Genomic DNA, 17,614 nt, shown 5'->3' on the forward strand with positions numbered 1-17,614 from the left:
TGTCCGGCCGAGGCTCCGGGCCTGTCCCCCGGAGCCTCGGCCGCGACGGCTGAGGGGGCCGGGTGGGCCTACTCGACGGTGACGGACTTCGCCAGGTTGCGCGGCTTGTCGATGTCACGGCCCATGGCGAGCGCCGTGTGGTAGGCGAGGAGCTGGAGCGGGATGCCCATGAGGATCGGGTCCAGCTCGTCCTCGTTCTTCGGGACGACGATGGTGTGGTCGGCCTTCGCCTGCGGCTGGTGCGCGACGGCGAGGATGCGGCCGCTGCGGGCCTTGATCTCCTCCAGGGCGGCGCGGTTCTTCTCGAGCAGGTCGTCGTCGGGGACGATCGCGACGGTCGGCAGGGCCGGCTCGATGAGGGCGAGCGGGCCGTGCTTCAGCTCGGAGGCCGGGTACGCCTCGGCGTGGATGTAGGAGATCTCCTTCAGCTTGAGGGAGGCCTCCAGGGCGACGGGGTAGCCGCGCACACGGCCGATGAACATCATCGACTGGGCGCCGGCGTACTCCGCGGCGATCTCCTTGATCTGCTCCTCGGTCTTGAGGATCTCCTCGATCTGCGAGGGCAGCTTGCGCAGGCCCTCGATGATCCGCTTGCCGTCGGTGACGGACAGGTCGCGGATGCGGCCCAGGTGCAGGGCGAGCAGCGCGAAGGCGGTGACCGTGTTGGTGAAGCACTTGGTGGAGACGACGCAGACCTCGGGTCCTGCGTGGACGTACACGCCGCCGTCGGCCTCGCGGGCGATGGCGGAGCCGACGACGTTGACGACGCCGAGGACGCGGGCGCCCTTCCGCTTGAGCTCCTGGACGGCGGCGAGCACGTCGTAGGTCTCACCGGACTGGGAGACGGCGATGTAGAGGGTGTCGGGGTCCACGACCGGGTTGCGGTAGCGGAACTCCGAGGCCGGCTCGGCGTCGGCGGGGATGCGGGCCATGGACTCGATGAGCCCGGCGCCGATGAGGCCGGCGTGGTACGAGGTGCCGCAGCCGAGGATCTTGATGCGGCGGATGGTGCGGGCCTCGCGGGCGTCGAGGTTCAGGCCGCCCAGGTGCACGGTGGAGAAGCGGTCGTCGATGCGGCCGCGCAGCACGCGGTCGACCGCGTCGGGCTGCTCGGAGATCTCCTTGTGCATGTACGTGTCGTGGCCGCCCATGTCGTAGGAGGCGGCCTCCCACTCGACGGTCTCGGGGGTGGCGGTGGTGGAGGCGCCGGAGACCGTGTAGGTGCGGAAGTCGTCGGCCTTCAGGGTGGCCATCTCGCCGTCGTTCAGGGTGACGACCTGGCGGGTGTGGGCGATCAGGGCGGCGACGTCGGAGGCGACGAGCATCTCCTTCTCGCCGATGCCGAGGATGACCGGGGAGCCGTTGCGGGCCACCACGATGCGGTCGTTGAAGTCGGCGTGCATCACGGCGATGCCGTAGGTGCCCTCGATGACCTTGAGCGCCTCGCGGACCTTCTCCTCGAGGGTCTCGGCCTCGGAGCGGGCGATCAGGTGGGTGATGACCTCGGTGTCCGTCTCGGAGGCGAAGACGACGCCGTCGGCCTCCAGCTTGGCGCGGAGCTCCTGGGCGTTGTCCACGATGCCGTTGTGGACGACCGCGACCTTGTTCTCGGGGTCGAGGTGCGGGTGCGAGTTGACGTCGCTCGGGGCGCCGTGCGTGGCCCAGCGGGTGTGGGCGATGCCGGTGGTGCCGGTGAAGCGCTTGGGGACCTTGGCCTCCAGGTCGCGGACGCGGCCCTTGGCCTTGACCACCTTCAGGCCGGTGGCCTTCGGGCTGGTGACGACCATGCCGGCCGAGTCGTAGCCGCGGTACTCCAGGCGGGCCAGGCCCTCAAGGAGCAGCGGGGCCACGTCGCGCTTACCGATGTAACCGACGATTCCGCACATAAAGGTGAAACCCCTCCAGGTCAGTGGTGAGTGCTGCTCGGCCGCGGACGATTCGGCCTCGGACGGTTCAGCCGTAGACGATCCGGCGCAGCTGCCGGAGCGAGAGCTCCGGTGGCGCCACCGCCCGGTGCGGCAGCTCCGTCGCGATCCGTTCGAAGATCTCGGCGTTCACGGCGCCGCCGGACTGCAGTTCGCGGTGGCGGCGGCGGACGAACTCCTCGGTCGTCTCGTCGAAGTACGCCAGCACGTCGAGCACCACCCGGGCGGCCTCACCGCGCTGGAGCGCGGTGCTGCGGACCAGGTGGTCGATGAGGTCGTCGTGCGACGGGCGGCGTTCGAGCACCCGTGAATACTGAGGGGTCACCCAGGCGCTTAGCAAGAATCCTGCCCGAAATCGGGCAGGAGTGTCATGGTTCACGCATGGAACCGGCCCTTTGGTCCAGACCTTGACCGCCGGTAGGGCGCGCGATACGCATGGTCGCCGAGGGGATATACAGAACGAGGGACGTGTCGATCACCCGAAGTCGATCACCCGAAGTCGATCATCCGAAGTTGATCACCCGAAGGGGAGCCCGCCTGTGAGACAGCGCATGACGATTCCGCGCCTGATCGGATCCCTGCTCCTGTTCGCGACCGCCGGGGTCGGCTGCGGAGAGGCCGCCGCCGACGGCGACGGCACCGACGCCAAGGCACCCGGCAGGGCCTCGGCCGAGCCCGAGGTCCGCCCGCTCGGCCGCATCGTGCCCGTACCCGCCTCCGTCACCCCCGAGGGCGAGCCCTACACCCTCACCGCCGCCACCCGCATCGGCATCGACAAGACCTCCGGCGAATCCCGGGACCTCGGCCGCTACCTCGCCGGACTCCTCCGCCCCGCCACCGGCTTCCCGCTGCCCGTCGTCGACGACCGCGCCGCAGGCCGCGGCATCCGGCTCCGCCTCGACCCCGAGGAGACCGACCTCGGCGACGAGGGCTACCGGCTCACCTCCGCACCCGAGGGCCTCACCCTCACCGCCCGCGAACCCGCCGGCCTCTTCCGCGGCGTCCAGACCCTCCGCCAGCAGCTCCCCTCCGCCGTCGAGCGCAAGAGCGTCCAGCCCGGCCCCTGGAAGATCGCCGGCGGCACCGTCACCGACACCCCGCGCTACGCCTACCGGGGCGCCATGCTCGACGTCGCCCGCCACTTCTTCACCGTCGACGAGGTGAAGCGGTACATCGACCAGCTCGCGCTCTACAAGGTCAACACCCTCCACCTGCACCTCTCCGACGACCAGGGCTGGCGCATCGCCGTCGACTCCTGGCCCCGGCTCACCACCTACGGCGGCTCCACCGAGGTCGGCGGCGGCCCCGGCGGCTTCTACACCAAGGCGCAGTACCGGGAGATCGTCGAATACGCCGCCTCCCGCTACCAGGAGGTGATCCCCGAGATCGACATGCCGGGCCACACGAACGCCGCCCTCGCCTCGTACGCCGACCTGACCTGCGACGGCGTGGCCCCTCCCCTCTACACGGGCACGAAGGTCGGCTTCAGCTCCCTGTGCGCGCCGAAGCAGATCACGTACGACTTCGCGGACGACGTGATCCGCGAGATCGCCGCGCTCACCCCGGGCCGCTACCTCCACATCGGCGGCGACGAGGCCCACTCCACCAGCCACGAGGACTACGCGGCCTTCATGGACAGGGTGCAGCCGATCGTCGCCAAGTACGGCAAGACCGTCGTCGGCTGGCACCAGCTGACGGGCGCCACCCCGGCGAAGGGCGCCCTCGTCCAGTACTGGGGCCTCGACCGCACCCCCGCGGAGGAGAAGGAGCGGGTCGCGGCCGCCGCCCGCAACGGCACGGGCCTGATCCTCTCGCCGGCGGACCGCACGTACCTCGACATGAAGTACACGAAGGACACCCCGCTGGGCCTGGCCTGGGCGGGACACGTCGAGGTCCGCCGCTCGTACGACTGGAACCCTTCCACGTACCTCCCCGGCGCCCCGGCGGACTCCGTCCGCGGCGTCGAGGCCCCTCTGTGGACGGAGACCCTCGCCTCCACGGGCGACCTGGACGTCATGGCCTTCCCCCGCCTCCCGGGCGTGGCGGAACTGGGCTGGTCCCCGGCGTCGACCCACGACTGGAACACGTACAAGGAGCGGCTCGCGGAACAGGCGCCGCGCTTCGACGCGCTGGGCATCACGTACTACCGCTCACCGCAGGTGCCGTGGCCGGCGGAGTAGCCGCCTGTACGTTCACGCGAAACGCCCGGCCGGGGAGACCCGGCCGGGCGTTTCCGCGTGGGTGTGACGGTCGGGCGTCGCCGGGGCCGCCGTTCTCGACCACGGCCACGAAGGCGGCGAACGGAGCCCGCTAGGATCTCGTCGCGCTCGCCGGACCGGTCCCGTGGACACGTTCTGATCAGGCGCCTCATCTCCCGCGCACCCTCACTTCGAGTCGACTGCGCACGTACGACCCATCGGAAGGATCAGACATGTCGCAGCCGTCGAAGAACGGCCCCACCCCGCTCCTCGCCAAGAAGAGGCTCTTCGACGGGCTCGCCCCGTGGCAGACGGCTCTCGCGGCGCTTCCGCTGGCACTGCTCTTCGTCGGCGGCGCGATAGGCGGTGCGGTGGGCGCGCTGGGCATGGTCACCAACGTGAAGATCGCCAAGACGCAGCTGCCGACACCCGTCAAGGCGGTCGCCATGCTCGGGGTCGGTCTCGCCGCGGTCGGCGTCTTCTTCGTGGTCGCAGGCCTGCTGTCCGACGCCCTGAACGGCTGATCCGATCCGACGGCGGAGCCGCGGCAGTTCAAGAGCCCGCGAGCAGGGCATCGGACCGGCCCCACATCCGCAGGGCGAGGCCGTCCCGACGGGGTCCCGTCGGGACGGAGGCCGCGAGCGGAAAACGGCGGGCGGGCAGGTTGATCTTGGTCGAGAATCCACCAGGGGCTTCACCCCTTCCCGCAAGCGGCCCCACACCAGCGCCGCCTTCCCCCGGAAAGATTCCCGCATGATTCGCCACAAAGGCAGACTTCCCCGCCTTGCCGTGCTCCTGATGGGTGCCGGACTCACTGCCTCGCTGGTCACCGCGCCCTCCGGCGGCGACGGCGCCGACGCGTCCGCACCGGCCCCGGAGGCCGCCGCCTACACCGTCACCCCCGCCGTCTCCCCGTTCGTGCAGAGCGGCCCGCGCAACATCATCACGCGGGTGCAGGACACCTACGTCAGCAACGTGGACAGCGCGGACCACTCCACGGAGCACCTCCTGCGCCTCGGCACGCCGGACAACGGCACGACCAGGTACCGCAGCTTCCTGAAGTTCGACGTCTCCAAGCTGAACGGCGCGGACATCAAGAGCGCCAGCCTGCGGATGTACAACTCCGACACGGGCTCCTGCGACGGCTACTGGATGTACGCCAACCCGGTCGCCGCCGCCTGGGACCCGTCCGCGATCACCTGGGCCAACCAGCCGGCGCTCGTCACCGGTTACGAGACCTCCGCGAAGTTCGGCCTCGGAAGCGCCGCCTGCCCGGACCGGCCGGTGGACTCCGACCCGGACACCTCGAACGCGATCAAGCGGATCGACCTGACCGCGACGGTCAAGGCCTGGACGCGGATGCAGGACAGGCTGCCCAACAACGGCCTGCGCCTGTCGGCAGGCGAGCTGGGCAGCGTGGCGTACAAGGAGCTCTGCTCCATGAACCCCGCCGCCTCCGACCCCGCCTGCCACCTGTCGTACTACACGCCGACGCTGGAAGTGGAGTTCAACCCCGGCGCACCGGTCATCAGCGCGGGCGACCAGTACGCCGTGAACTACGGCGGCTACCCGGCCACGAGCTCGGCGCTGGAGTTCTACGACTCCTCCAACCCCTCCCTGTGGCCGGCGACGGGCCCCTACCAGCGGTGGGTCCCCGACGCGTACCACTCCTTCAAGGACCCCTACGGCGACCTCCTCCGGGGGGCGTTCGCGGGCGGCACGGAGCACAAGCTGCGCCCCGCGGGCGAGTACACGGCGCCCGGACGCACCGACGAGCAGGTCCTGGTCGTCGGGGACGGGCAGAGCGGCCTCGTCGCCGTCGTCCCGTACCCCGCGCTGTCGGGCGCGCGCTTCGCGATCAACGTCGGAACCCAGGCGGTCACCAACCTGCACGGCGTGGAACTCATGCCGGACGGCAACGTGGCCGTGGCCCTGACCCGGACCCATCAGGTGAAGGTCTACACGAAGGCCCAGGGCGCGATCGGCAACGCCCCGAGCGCCTACGCCACCCCCGCGGACACCAAGACGCTGGAGGAAGCCCACAGCCTGCTGTACGACAAGGACACCGACTCGCTGTGGGCCATCGGGAAGAACGAACTCGTCCGCTACCCCTACACGCTCGGCACCGGGAAGCTCGGAGAACCCGAGACCTTCGCCATCCCGCTGAACGCCAACGGCTACTCCTCGCCCTACGGGCACGACATCCAGCCCGTCTACGGGAACCCCGACCGGCTGTGGGTGTCCGCCAACGCGGGCATCGTCCAGTTCTCCAAGTCCGGAGCCGCGTCCTGCTACAAGACGTCCCGGTGGCCGACCCCTACGGCGATGGAGCACGGCGAGCCCAACCGCTGGTGCACGGACTACGACTACGAAGGCCTGGTCAACAAGGGCGGCATGGCCAAGAGCGTCGGCAACGACCCGGTCTCCGGCCGCGTGATCACGACGTGCGCGGAAGACGCCACCGCCTGCGACCCGTCCGTCTCGGGCGCCGCCTTGTGGACGACCCCGGCGATCACCTTCATCGACACCACCATCGACGTCGACCCCGACGTCGACAATGAGGCGAGCCGCCACAACGAGTACTGGCGCAAGACCAACGCCCAGTACTACCGGGCACGCTGGATGGTGCCCAGCTACAACTGACGCCGCCCGCGAAAAGGGGTCCGTACGCACCGAACGCCCGGCCGAGCCCCCTCGGCCGGGCGCTCCGTTCGGTCGCACGGATGCGAGCCCCGGCGGAGGACCTACTCCGCCGGGGCTCGCCCGTATGCGGGGTCAGGCGAACCGCGCGATCGGGTTCACCAGGTCGCCGACCAGCTGGAGGGCCGCCGACGGGTCCGCCAGGTCGACCATCTGCTTGTTGTTGCGGAGCTGGAGGCGGTTGAGGGCCGACAGGGCGAAGGTCTCCGCGAACATGTCGTACTGCGCGAACTTCTCCGACAGGGCGGGGTTCGCGCGCTGGTAGTCCTTCACGCACTCCGCCACCGTGCGCCAGAAGTCGTCCTCCGCCAGGGTGCCCTCCGCCGCGAGCGTCGCGCCCAGGAAGCGGAAGAAGCAGTCGAAGACGTCCGTGAAGACCGAGAGGAGCTTCATGTCCTCCGGGACCTCGGCGCGGATGCGCTCCACCACCGGCGGGAGGACCGCCGACGGGTCCATCACGCAGATCTCCTCCGCGATGTCCTTGAAGATCGCCCGCTCGACCGCGCCCCGCTCGTCCAGGACCAGGATCACGTTCTCGCCGTGCGGCATGTAGACCAGGTCGTACGCGTAGAAGCAGTGCAGGATCGGGAGGAGGTACGCGTCCAGGTACCGGCGGAGCCACACCGTCGGCTCCAGGGCCGACTCCTTGATCAGCGCTCCCGCGAACGACGCGCCCGTGTGGTCCAGGTGCAGCAGCGACGCCATCGTCGACAGCCGCTCGCCCTCCGCGAGCGCCGGCACCGGGGACTCGCGCCAGAGCGCCGCCAGCATCTTCCGGTACGGCGAGTAGCGGTCCGTCGCCGCCTCGTACTCCAGGTGCCGGTAGCCGACCGCCGCCCGCTCCCTGATGATCGAGAAGCGGGCCGCCTTGAGCGTCGGGTCCGACTCGATCAGGCCGTGCAGCCAGTCGTTGATCGCCGGCGTCGCCTCCATGTACGCCGCCGACAGGCCCCTCATGAAGCCCATGTTGAGGACCGACAGGGCCGTCTTCACGTAGTGCTTGGCCGGGTCCGTGGAGTTGAAGAACGTACGGATCGACTGCTGCGCCAGGTACGCGTCGTCGCCCTCGCCCAGGTACACCAGACGCTGCTGCGCCACCTCGGCCGCGAAGGTGACGGACAGCTTGTTCCACCACTGCCAGGGGTGCACCGGTACGAGGAGGTAGTCCGCCGGGTCCAGGCCCCGGGCGGCCAGGGCCGCCGCGAAGCCGTCCACCGCCGCGTCGCCCAGTTCCGCACGGATGAACGTCTCGTACTCGATGCCCGCCCCGGCCGTGAAGGTGGTCCGGTCGCGGTGCGCCGCCAGCCAGATCAGGTGGATCCCGCTCGCCGTCTCCGGGGCGTACGCGCGGTACTCGTCGACACCGAAGCCCAGCCGGCCGTTGTTGGCGACGAAGCAGGGGTGGCCCTCGGTCATCCCCGTCTCGATCGCCTGGAAGCCGGCGCGGGCCAGCTCCGCCGAGGTCACGGGCGGCTTGGTCGCCTTGTACGCCGTACCGGCCAGGGTGGAGGAGATCTCCTCCAGGTAGACCGGGAGGATCTCGTCGCTCAGGCCCAGCGAGCCGCGCAGTTCGGTGATGAACTGGAGTGCGTCCAGGGGGAGTTGCTCCTCGCCCCGGTGGCGGCTGATCGAGTCCGGGTAGACCTGCCAGTGGTCGAGGGCGAAGCGGTCGGCCGTGAAGCGGTACTCCGTACCGCCGTCGTCGCTGAGGACCCGGTAGCGGCTCTCGCCCAGCTCCTTCGGGTCGATCAGCCGCTCGTGGGCGAACTCGGCGAGGCCCTTGCGGATCAGGGCGCGGTTGGCGGCGGCCCAGCGCTCGGGGGTGAGGTGTGCGACGGGGTTCATGCTGCGGCTCCGACGGCGGTCTCGAACTGGGCACGGGTGCAGAAGCTCAGCAGGGCCTTCTTCTCCGGCTTCTGTATCTCTCCGGAGGCGACGAATCCCACGGCTTCGTTGAGCGCGTGCACCGCCTTGTTGCGGACGTCCGGCTCGACGACCACCCGGGCGGTCGCCGGGTCGGCGAACAGCTCCGTCATGACGGCGGTGATCACGGTCCGGGTGAAGCCGTGCACGGGGGTGTCGGTGGGTGCCACGAGGAAGTGCATGCCCACGTCGCCGGGCTGCGGCTCGTACAGGCCGACCAGTTCCACCTTCGACGGGTCGTAGCGCTCCATCAGGAAGGCCGGCTCGCCGTCCACCAGGCCGACGAAGGCGTCGTGGTGCGGGTGCGCCGCGATCGCCATGTACTCGCGCTCGACGTCCTGGAGCTTCGCGTCCTGCATCATCCAGAAGGCGGCCTTCGGGTGCGTGACCCAGGGGTGGATCAGCTCCGCGTCCTTCAGGGGGTCGAGGGGGCGGATCTCGATGGTCTGGACGGTCATATCGCGAACTCCTGGAAGGCGATGGTCTTCTCTACCGGGTAGTACTCGGAACCCAGCATCTCCCCGATGATGTACGCGTTCCGGTACGGGCCCATGCCCAGGTCCGGGGACGTGATCGAGTGCGTGTGCACGCCGGCGTTCTGCAGGAAGATCCGCCGGCCCGTGGTGTCGATCGCGTAGTTGCGGGCCACGTCGAAGCGGCCCCGGCCGTCGTACCGGAGGCGGTCCTCGATCGGCTTCAGGAAGGCCGGGACGGTGTATTTGTAGCCGGTCGCGAGGATCAGGCCCTCGGTGTCCAGGGTGAAGTCCTTCTCCTGCTCCTCCTGGCGGAAGCCGAGCGTGTACGTGCCCGTCGTCCCGTCGTACGCCGCCGTGTTCAGGGACGAGTTGGTCAGGAGGCGGGTGGGGACCGGGCCGGCCAGGTTCTTCTGGTAGAGCAGGTCGAAGATCGCGTCGATGAGTTCGCCGTCGATGCCCTTGAACAGGCCCTTCTGCGCCGTCTCCAGGCGGTAGCGGGTCTGCTCGGGCAGCGCGTGGAAGTAGTCCACGTACTCCGGGGACGTCATCTCGAGCGTGAGCTTGGTGTATTCGAGGGGGAAGAAGCGGGGGGAGCGGGTCACCCAGTTCAGCTTGTAGCCGTGGACGTCGATCTCGCTCAGGAGGTCGTAGTAGATCTCCGCCGCGCTCTGGCCGCTGCCGACCAGGGTGATCGACTTCTTCTTCTGGAGCCGCTCCTTGTTCGGGAGGTAGCTCGAGTTGTGGATCAGGTCGCCGCCGAGGCCTTCGCAGGTCTCGGGGATGTGGGGCGGGGTGCCCGTGCCGAGGACGATCCGGTGCGTCCGGAACGTTTCTCCGGATTCCGTGGTCACCGCGTACAGGTCGGTGGTCCCGTCGTACGTCACCGACGCGACCGTCGTCGAGAAGCGGATCGAGGTCAGTTTCCCGGCGGCCCAGCGGCAGTAGTCGTTGTACTCGGTCCGCAGCGGGTAGAAGTTCTCGCGGATGTAGAACGAGTACAGGCGGCCCTTCTCCTTCAGGTAGTTGAGGAAGGAGTACGGCGAGGTCGGGTCCGCGAGGGTGACCAGGTCCGACATGAACGGGGTCTGGAGGTGGGCGCCTTCGAGGAACATCCCCGAGTGCCACTCGAAGTCCGGCTTGGACTCCAGGAACAGGCCGTTCAGTTCGGTGATCGGCTCGGTCAGGCAGGCGAGTCCGAGGTTGAACGGACCGAGCCCGATGCCGATGAAATCAAGAGGCTGCGTGGACAAGGTTCTCTCCCAGGTACTGCTCGGCGTGGCCGGCGATGAGGTCGAGGACTGCGGCGATGTCGGCCGGCGTCGTCTCGGGGTTGAGCAGGGTGAACTTGAGGTACTGGCGGCCGTCGACCTTGGTGCCCGCGACGACGGCCTCGCCGGAGGCGAACAGGGCCTTGCGGGCGTGGAGGTTGGCCCGGTCGACGTCGGCGGGGGAGGCGGCGGCCTCGGGGACGTAGCGGTAGACGAGGGTGGAGAGCTGCGGTTCGACGACGACCTCGTAGCGCGGGTCGGCGGTGAGCAGCGCGTGGCCCTCGGCGGCCAGGTCGCAGACCTCGTCGAAGAGCTCCCCGATGCCGTCGGCGCCCATCACGCGCAGGGTCATCCACAGCTTGAGCGCGTCGAAGCGGCGGGTGGTCTGGAGGGATTTGTCGACCTGGTTGGGGATCTGCTCGGCGAGGGTCGAGGGGGTCCCCCCTGCTCGAGCGAAGCCGAGAGCCTGGGGGAGCGGGTTGAGGTAGTCCGCGTGGTAGGTCGCGTGGCGCAGGGTGGCGCCGTCGCGGACCAGGACGGCGGAGGAACTCACCGGCTGGAAGAAGGACTTGTGGTAGTCGACGGTGACGGAGTCGGCCCGTTCGATGCCGTCCAGGAGGTGGCGGCGGGTGCGGGAGGCGAGCAGTCCGCAGCCGTAGGCGGCGTCGACGTGCATCCAGGCGCCGTACTCGGCGGCGAGGGCGGCGATCTCGGGCAGCGGGTCGATGGAGCCGAAGTCGGTGGTGCCGGCGGTGGCGACGATCGCCATCGGGATCAGGCCCTCGGCGCGGCAGGCCTCCAGTTCGGCGGCGAGGACCACGGACTGCATGCGCTTGTTCCGGTCGACCGGGACGGCGACGACGGCGTCGCGGCCGAGGCCGAGCAGCTGGGCCGACTTCTGGACGCTGAAGTGGCTGCACTCGGAGGAGAAGATCCGCAGCTTCTTCAGGTCGGTGCTGCCGGCCTCCTCGCGGGCGAGGAGCAGGGCCTGGAGGTTGGACTGGGTGCCGCCGCTGGTGAACACGCCGTCGGCGAGCGGGCCGAGGCCGATGCGGCCGGTGGTCCAGTCGATCAGTTTCCGCTCGATGAGGGTGCCGCCGGCGCTCTGGTCCCAGGTGTCGAGGGAGGAGTTGACCGCCGAGAGGACGGCCTCGCCGAGGACGGCGGGGATGACCACCGGGCAGTTGAGGTGCCCGAGGTAGCGGGGGTGGTGGAAGTAGACGGCGTCGCGGAGGTAGACGCTCTCCAGCTCGTCGAGGGCGGCGGAGGGGTCGCCGAGCGGGCGGTCGAGGTCGACGGCGTCGACGACGGGGGCGAGGTCGGCGGGCGTGACGCCGGTGAACGGGCCTCGCGTCGCGGCGAGTTTCCTCGCCACCCGCTCGACTCCTTCGGTGACGGAGCGCCGGTAGCTCTCCGCCGTCGTGTCGTTGAGCAGGTGGGAGCGCATGCGGGTGCCCTTCCGGGTGTGGGGACGCGGTCGGCCGAGATGGTCGTTAGTAAGGTTAGCCTAACCTAAGTCTGACCATGGGGAAGCCCCCCGGCCCCGAGGGGCTGAGGGGCCGTCGGTGAATGGCCGGTTTGCTGCGCCTCTCCCGGCGCCTCCTTCCGCGTCTCGTTCCGCGCCTCTCCCGGCGCCTCTCCCTACGCCTCGTCCTGCGCCGTCTCGTCCGGGACCTCGCGCAGCGCGTCCTCGGACAGGCCCTTGCGCCAGTAGCCGACGAACGTGACCCGGCGCCGGTCCAGGCCCCGCTCCCGTACGAAGTGGCGGCGCAGTGCCTTCACGGAGCCCGACTCGCCCGCGATCCAGACGTACGGGGCCTCTCCGGGCAGTTCGACGCCGGACACCGCGTCCACGGCGGACGGCGCCCCCTCCTCCCGTACGAGCCAGGTGACCGTGGCGTCCGCCTCGGTCGCGAGCTCCGTCCGGTCGCCGGAGTACGGCACCTCCAGGAACACCCGGGCGCGGGTCTCGGCCGGCAGCCATTCCAGGATCGCGGAGGCGGCGGGCAGGGCCGTCTCGTCGGCCCAGATCAGTACGGAGTCGGCGTCCTCGGGCAGTTGGAAGCGGACGCCCGTGTTCTCGGCGACCGCCGGGCCCAGGACCACCACCCGGTCGCCGGGCTCGGCGCGGCTCGCCCAGCGGCAGGCGGGACCCCCGTCCTCGTGGAGCGCGAAGTCGATGTCCACCTCGTTCGCCGGCTCGGTGCGCTGCTCGCGGACGGTGTACGAGCGCATCACGGCCCGCTCGTCGTCGGGCATCGCGCGCCAGGCGCCGAGGATCGCGTACATGTCCGGGTCGTCCAGGGGCGGCAGGACCGGCGCCTCCTGGCCGGGGTGCGGCAGGAAGAGGGAGAGCGACTGGTCGCGGCCCCCGGCGGCGAAGTCCTTCAGGTCGTCCCCGGTGAAGGTGATCCTGACCAGGGACGGGCCGAGCCGCCGTGTCCGGTCGACCTGGAGGGAGAAGAACTGGAAGGGGGCGGTCTCGGCGTTCGTCATGGAAATGAGGTTAGCCTAACCTCATATTGATCAACAGGGGCTGGTTCTGTTGCTAGGGTCTGGCTGATTCAGGAGAGGGGGCTCCTCGTTTCGGCGACGGCGTGACGCCTCTCCGCGTGCGTTGCCACAGAACGAAGGAGATCCATGGCCGACGCTATGGTCGAGAGGGCCCAGCGCTTCATCAACTCGACCTACGACAACGGGGCGATGCTGGGCATATCCAAGCTGGAGGAGGACGGCAAGACCGGCTGGACGGTCATGTACGCCCTCACCCGGGCTCTCCAGTACGAGATGGGCCTCACCAGCCTGTCGAACGCCTTCGGGCCCACCACGCTGTCCACGCTGCAGTCGAAGTACCCGAGCCTCAACGCCTCCACGATGCCGTCGGCGAACTTCTGCCGCATCATCCAGTCCGCCCTGTACTGCAAGGGCTACGACGGCGGCGAGATCGACGGAACCTACAACAGCCGGGTCCAGAGCGCCGTGGCGCAGCTCAAGCTCCACATGGGCGTGGACGGCGCCTACCCGGGCACGTCCCTGGAGCCGAAGGTCGTCAAGGGCCTGCTCAACATGGACGCGTACGTCAGCACCGCCGGCGCGAACGAGCAGATCCGCACCGTCCAGCGGTGGCTCAACGCGCGCTACGTGAACCGCCGGGACTTCTACATCATCCCCTGCGACGGCCACCACTCCCGTGACGTCGCCAAGTCCATGCTGTTCGCCATCCAGTACGAGCTGGGCATGGCCGACGGCGTCGCCAACGGCAACTTCGGCCCCGGCACCCAGTCCGGCCTGAAGTCCCACACCGTCGGCCAGGGCAACAGCAGCACCTGGGCGTACCTGTTCACGGCCGCGATGGTCCTCAACAAGCGCAACGTCCTCTTCGGCGAGTTCACCGGCGCCGTCCAGAGCGAGGTCGAGACCTTCCAGGCCTTCTCCATGCTCCCGGTCACCGGCGTCGGCGACTACGCGACCTGGTCCTCGCTGCTCGTCTCGTACGGCGACCAGACCCGCAAGGGCAGCGCCTGCGACTGCGTCACCAAGATCACGCCGGCCCGCGCCCAGACCCTCGTCAACGCGGGCTACACGTACGTCGGCCGGTACCTCTACAACCCGTACCCCAACGGCAGCCTGCCGGAGAAGCAGATCCAGCCGGGCGAGCTGGAGACGATCAAGAACTACGGGCTGCGCTGCTTCCCGATCTACCAGACGTTCTCGAACTCCGCGAGCTACTTCAAGTACGGCCAGGGCTGCGTCGACGCGACCAACGCCGTCGAATGGGCCCAGGCGCACGGCTTCAAGCCGGGCTCGATCATCTACTTCGCCGTCGACTACGACGCCATGGACGGCGAGGTCACCGACTTCATCCTCCCGCACTTCCGCGGCGTCTCCCGCACCGTCACCGAGAACTCGGGCTACCGGGTCGGCGTCTACGGCCCGCGCAACATCTGCCAGCGCGTCACCGACGCCGGGTACGCCGAGACCGCCTTCGTCTCCGACATGTCGGCGGGCTTCTCCGGGAACCTGGGCTACCCGCTGCCGACGAAGTGGGCCTTCGACCAGATCTCCACGATCACGGTCGGCTCCGGCGACGGCGCGATCAACATCGACAACAACATGGCCTCCGGCCGGGACCAGGGCCAGGCGGACTTCAACCCGCCCGCCGGGATCGTCTCCGGCCTGGACAAGGACCTCGACCAGGCCAAGTACAAGGCGCCCCTGCTCGCCGACATCCAGTCCTACCTCACCTCCATCGGCGTCCCCGAGACCGGCGGCGAGGGCTGGACCCTGGACGGCGACTGGGTCACGTACGGCGTCATCTCCACCACCGAGGCCTTCAACATGGTCCTCAGCGCCGACTACCTGTTCACCAACCTCGCCAGGACGCTGAAGATCCGCAAGGCGCTCATCCAGGCCCCCGTCCTGTGGGAGCTGCGCAAGCTGAACCCGCTCGACGCGGTCTCCGACGAGGCCGTGAAGGCCGGCCTGCGGGACGACAGCAGCACGGGCTGGGGCCAGATCTTCGCCAAGGTCGCCATCGACGCCCGGAACTACTGCATCCAGCAGGGCATCCTCAACGCGAGCCCGCTGACCTACGAGGCCGACCTGAAGTCGGTCTGGGACCAGCTCCAGGACCCCGAGTACAACATCCGGTCCGTCGCGTACCTCACGATGTTCAACTCCTACCAGCTGAGCATCCCCTCGCCGTCGCTGACCACCAGCCTCGCCGACACCCAGGCGCTGCTCGCCCGGTACAACGGCACCGGGCCCAAGGCGGAGCAGTACGGGCGCGAGCTCGTCGGCCTCTACCAGGTCCTGGAGAACTACAACGCGCTCAGCCGCGCCTAGCGGCCCCCACCGATCGCGAAGAATGGGTGCATGAGGAAGCTGCTCGTGCCGGCCGGGGTGAACCTGCTGCTCGGCGTGCCCGGAATCGTTCCGTACTTCCTGGTCTGGTACGTCCTGGCCAACGGACCGCTCGCCGCCCTCGGGTGGACGACGCAGGACCCGAACGAGAACGACGGCATGCTGCTGTGGCTGGTCATCCTCGTACCGGTCCTCGGGATCTACGGCCTCGTGTGGGGCCTGGTGAACCGGCGCCTCGCGCGCCGGACACCCGCCCCGAAGACCGTGTACTGGACGGTGTGCGCGGTGGCTTCCCTGGCGCCCTTCCTGGCGATCGGGCTGTTCTGACGAAGACTTGAGAGGAGACACGAAGCACATGCAGCAGAAGATGACGCGCCGCACGGTCGTGCGGACCGCCGCCGTCGTGGGCGCGGCCGCCGCCCTCAGCCCGGTCCTGTCCGCCACCGCCACGGCCGCGCCGGGCACGGGCGCCGCCACGGCCGCCGCCACGGCCGCCGCCCCGGGGGCCCGCAGGCCCGAGCGCCCGGCGACGTCCGCGAACGGCTGGACGATCCAGACCAACGTCGACCGCGACTCCCAGGTGTGGACGCGCTCGGTGTCCGGCGCCGGACTGACCGTGCCCGTGTGGATCGGCGACGTCGAGACCGTCCTGCTCCACGTCGTGCGCCGCTTCCACTACGAGGTGGAGGAGCTCCACGCCGGGGACCTCGCCGGCTGGCGCCCCGCCAAGGAGGTGCGCCGCCGCCACCCCGAGTCGAACCTCGCGTCCGGCACGGCCGTGCGGATCCGCCCGGGCATCGGGGCGACGCGGGGAACGCTGTTCCCGCTCCAGACCGACGCCGTCCGCGCGATCCTCGCGGACTGCGACGGCGTGGTCCGCTGGGGCGGTGACGACAAGCCGGTGGACGAGTCCCTCTTCTACATCGCCGTCGGCCCGCTCGACCAGCGGCTCGTGGACCTCGCCGCCCGGATCCGGGAGTGGAACGCCACGCCCGGCCAGGGCGCCGGAGCGACCGTGGCCTGATCGGGCATGACACAAGGAAGGGGCGCGCGGCTCGGGCCGCGCGCCCCTTCTGGCTCTTACGTGTCCCGTCAGGCCGGCAGGCCCAGCTCCCGGGCGATCAGCATCCGCTGGACCTCGCTGGTGCCCTCGCCGATCTCCAGGATCTTCGAGTCGCGCCACATGCGGGCCACCGGGTACTCGTTCATGAAGCCGTAGCCGCCGTGGACCTGGGTCGCCTCGCGGGCGTTGTCCACCGCCACCGTGGAGGAGTACAGCTTCGCGATCGCCGCCTCCTTCTTGAACGGCTCGCCGAGGACCAGGCGCGAGGCCGCGTCCCGCCAGCCGATCCGGGCCATGTGCGCCTTCGTCTCCATGTCGGCGATCTTGAACTGGATCGCCTGGTACGTGCTGATCGGCGACCCGAAGGCGTGGCGCTCCTTCGCGTACTTCACCGACTCGTCCACACAGCCCTGTGCGAGGCCCGTCGCGAGCGCCGCGATCGCGACCCGGCCCTCGTCCAGGATCCGCAGGAACTGCGCGTACCCCCGGCCCTCCTCGCCGAGCAGGTTCCCCACCGGGACGCGGACGTCGTCGAAGGAGAGCTCACGGGTGTCCGAGGCGTTCCAGCCGACCTTCGAGTACGGCGCCGCGACCGTGAAGCCCGGGGTGCCGGACGGCACGATGATCGAGGAGATCAGCGGACGCCCGTCGGGCTTGCGGCCGGTGACCGCCGTGACCGTCACCAGACCCGTGATGTCCGTACCGGAGTTGGTGATGAAGCACTTCGAACCGTTGATGACCCAGTGGTCGCCGTCCCGGACGGCGGTGGTGCGGGTGCCGCCCGCGTCCGAACCCGCGCCGGGCTCGGTCAGGCCGAACGCGCCGAGCATCTCGCCGGAGCACAGCTTCGGCAGCCACTCCCGCTTCTGCTCCTCCGTACCGAAACGGAAGACCGGCATCGCGCCGAGGGAGACGCCCGCCTCCAGGGTGATCGCCACGGAGGAGTCGACCCGGGCCAGCTCCTCCAGGGCGATCCCGAGCGCCAGGTAGTCGCCGCCCATGCCGCCGTACTCCTCGGGGAACGGCAGCCCGAACAGGCCCATGCGGCCCATCTCGGCGACGATCTCGTACGGGAACTCGTGCCGCTCGTAGTAGTCGCCGATCTTCGGCGCGACGACATCGTGCGCGAACTCCTCGACGGTGCGGCGGAGTTCCTCGTGCTCTTCGGAGAGCCGGTGGTCGAGGGACATGTCTTTCG

Annotated in this window: 14 protein-coding genes; 6 read left to right on the forward strand and 8 right to left on the reverse strand. The window is 69.7% G+C overall.

All coding sequences use genetic code 11. The features are described from left to right. Positions 1 to 68 precede the first annotated feature (68 nt). Both glmS and CCN56_RS03330 read right to left on the reverse strand, forming a co-directional pair. Positions 69 to 1,886: a glutamine--fructose-6-phosphate transaminase (isomerizing) gene (glmS, locus tag CCN56_RS03325; protein ID WP_086823357.1), complete on the reverse strand. Its 1,818-nt coding sequence runs from the start codon at positions 1,884 to 1,886 to the stop codon at positions 69 to 71. Between the two features lie 67 nt (positions 1,887 to 1,953). Beyond that, entirely contained in the window at positions 1,954 to 2,229 is a 276-nt protein-coding gene (locus tag CCN56_RS03330; RefSeq protein ID WP_041129361.1) for a hypothetical protein, read from the reverse strand. Positions 2,230 to 2,476: 247 nt separating this feature from the next. Between CCN56_RS03330 and CCN56_RS03335 the strand changes: the two genes are divergently transcribed. The 3 genes from CCN56_RS03335 (at position 2,477) to CCN56_RS03345 (ending at position 6,766) form a co-directional block, all read left to right on the forward strand. Further along, positions 2,477 to 4,105, forward strand: coding sequence for a beta-N-acetylhexosaminidase (locus CCN56_RS03335; protein ID WP_086823360.1), 1,629 nt, complete (start codon positions 2,477 to 2,479; stop codon positions 4,103 to 4,105). A 251-nt stretch (positions 4,106 to 4,356) separates the two neighbouring features. Further along, positions 4,357 to 4,647, forward strand: coding sequence for a hypothetical protein (locus tag CCN56_RS03340; protein ID WP_086823363.1), 291 nt, complete (start codon positions 4,357 to 4,359; stop codon positions 4,645 to 4,647). Positions 4,648 to 4,921: 274 nt separating this feature from the next. Then, positions 4,922 to 6,766 carry a DUF6528 family protein gene (locus CCN56_RS03345; protein WP_179199667.1) on the forward strand — a complete coding sequence of 615 codons (1,845 nt, stop codon included), beginning with the start codon at positions 4,922 to 4,924 and terminating at the stop codon, positions 6,764 to 6,766. 132 nt (positions 6,767 to 6,898) lie between these two features. On the opposite strand, the gene CCN56_RS03350 is transcribed toward CCN56_RS03345, so the two are convergent. The 5 genes from CCN56_RS03350 to CCN56_RS03370 form a co-directional block, all read right to left on the reverse strand. Beyond that, positions 6,899 to 8,668 carry an IucA/IucC family siderophore biosynthesis protein gene (locus CCN56_RS03350; protein WP_086823370.1) on the reverse strand — a complete coding sequence of 590 codons (1,770 nt, stop codon included), beginning with the start codon at positions 8,666 to 8,668 and terminating at the stop codon, positions 6,899 to 6,901. Further along, positions 8,665 to 9,204 (reverse strand): GNAT family N-acetyltransferase, encoded by a 540-nt coding sequence (locus CCN56_RS03355; protein WP_086823374.1) that lies wholly within the window; start codon positions 9,202 to 9,204, stop codon positions 8,665 to 8,667. The genes CCN56_RS03350 and CCN56_RS03355 overlap by 4 nt, the downstream gene beginning before the upstream one ends. Beyond that, the gene (locus tag CCN56_RS03360; RefSeq protein WP_086823377.1) at positions 9,201 to 10,472 is read right to left on the reverse strand and encodes a lysine N(6)-hydroxylase/L-ornithine N(5)-oxygenase family protein; all 1,272 of its coding nucleotides are present in this window, start codon (positions 10,470 to 10,472) and stop codon (positions 9,201 to 9,203) included. Before CCN56_RS03360 ends, CCN56_RS03355 begins: the two co-directional genes overlap by 4 nt. Continuing rightward, positions 10,453 to 11,937 (reverse strand): aspartate aminotransferase family protein, encoded by a 1,485-nt coding sequence (locus tag CCN56_RS03365; protein WP_086823380.1) that lies wholly within the window; start codon positions 11,935 to 11,937, stop codon positions 10,453 to 10,455. Before CCN56_RS03365 ends, CCN56_RS03360 begins: the two co-directional genes overlap by 20 nt. A gap of 194 nt (positions 11,938 to 12,131) precedes the next feature. Continuing rightward, positions 12,132 to 12,986, reverse strand: coding sequence for a siderophore-interacting protein (locus tag CCN56_RS03370; RefSeq protein ID WP_086823383.1), 855 nt, complete (start codon positions 12,984 to 12,986; stop codon positions 12,132 to 12,134). A 144-nt stretch (positions 12,987 to 13,130) separates the two neighbouring features. Between CCN56_RS03370 and CCN56_RS03375 the strand changes: the two genes are divergently transcribed. Genes CCN56_RS03375 through CCN56_RS03385 form a run of 3 tightly spaced genes read left to right on the forward strand, consistent with a single transcriptional unit; the run spans position 13,131 to position 16,377 of the window. Next, positions 13,131 to 15,335, forward strand: coding sequence for a glycoside hydrolase domain-containing protein (locus CCN56_RS03375; protein WP_086823386.1), 2,205 nt, complete (start codon positions 13,131 to 13,133; stop codon positions 15,333 to 15,335). A gap of 30 nt (positions 15,336 to 15,365) precedes the next feature. Next, complete coding sequence (locus CCN56_RS03380) at positions 15,366 to 15,680, forward strand: hypothetical protein (RefSeq protein WP_179199668.1); 315 nt, start codon at positions 15,366 to 15,368, stop codon at positions 15,678 to 15,680. A 28-nt stretch (positions 15,681 to 15,708) separates the two neighbouring features. Then, the gene (locus tag CCN56_RS03385; RefSeq protein ID WP_086823389.1) at positions 15,709 to 16,377 is read left to right on the forward strand and encodes a hypothetical protein; all 669 of its coding nucleotides are present in this window, start codon (positions 15,709 to 15,711) and stop codon (positions 16,375 to 16,377) included. Positions 16,378 to 16,445: 68 nt separating this feature from the next. Here the strand turns inward: CCN56_RS03385 and CCN56_RS03390 are convergent, their stop codons facing one another. Further along, positions 16,446 to 17,606, reverse strand: a complete 1,161-nt coding sequence (locus CCN56_RS03390; RefSeq protein ID WP_041129351.1) for an acyl-CoA dehydrogenase family protein — start codon at positions 17,604 to 17,606, stop codon at positions 16,446 to 16,448. Positions 17,607 to 17,614 lie beyond the last annotated feature (8 nt).

Source organism: Streptomyces sp. NRRL B-24572 (assembly GCF_002156145.1).
GTDB classification, from domain to species: domain Bacteria; phylum Actinomycetota; class Actinomycetes; order Streptomycetales; family Streptomycetaceae; genus Streptomyces; species Streptomyces vietnamensis.

Coding starts and splice junctions, on each gene's coding strand:
- CCN56_RS03335 (WP_086823360.1), top strand. CDS start 2,477: ATGACGATTCCGCGCCTGATCGGATCCCTGCTCCTGTTCGCGACCGCC.
- CCN56_RS03355 (WP_086823374.1), bottom strand. CDS start 9,204: ATGACCGTCCAGACCATCGAGATCCGCCCCCTCGACCCCCTGAAGGAC.
- CCN56_RS03340 (WP_086823363.1), top strand. CDS start 4,357: ATGTCGCAGCCGTCGAAGAACGGCCCCACCCCGCTCCTCGCCAAGAAG.
- glmS (WP_086823357.1), bottom strand. CDS start 1,886: ATGTGCGGAATCGTCGGTTACATCGGTAAGCGCGACGTGGCCCCGCTG.
- CCN56_RS03365 (WP_086823380.1), bottom strand. CDS start 11,937: ATGCGCTCCCACCTGCTCAACGACACGACGGCGGAGAGCTACCGGCGC.
- CCN56_RS03390 (WP_041129351.1), bottom strand. CDS start 17,606: ATGTCCCTCGACCACCGGCTCTCCGAAGAGCACGAGGAACTCCGCCGC.
- CCN56_RS03380 (WP_179199668.1), top strand. CDS start 15,366: ATGAGGAAGCTGCTCGTGCCGGCCGGGGTGAACCTGCTGCTCGGCGTG.
- CCN56_RS03375 (WP_086823386.1), top strand. CDS start 13,131: ATGGCCGACGCTATGGTCGAGAGGGCCCAGCGCTTCATCAACTCGACC.
- CCN56_RS03370 (WP_086823383.1), bottom strand. CDS start 12,986: ATGACGAACGCCGAGACCGCCCCCTTCCAGTTCTTCTCCCTCCAGGTC.
- CCN56_RS03350 (WP_086823370.1), bottom strand. CDS start 8,668: ATGAACCCCGTCGCACACCTCACCCCCGAGCGCTGGGCCGCCGCCAAC.
- CCN56_RS03345 (WP_179199667.1), top strand. CDS start 4,922: ATGGGTGCCGGACTCACTGCCTCGCTGGTCACCGCGCCCTCCGGCGGC.
- CCN56_RS03385 (WP_086823389.1), top strand. CDS start 15,709: ATGCAGCAGAAGATGACGCGCCGCACGGTCGTGCGGACCGCCGCCGTC.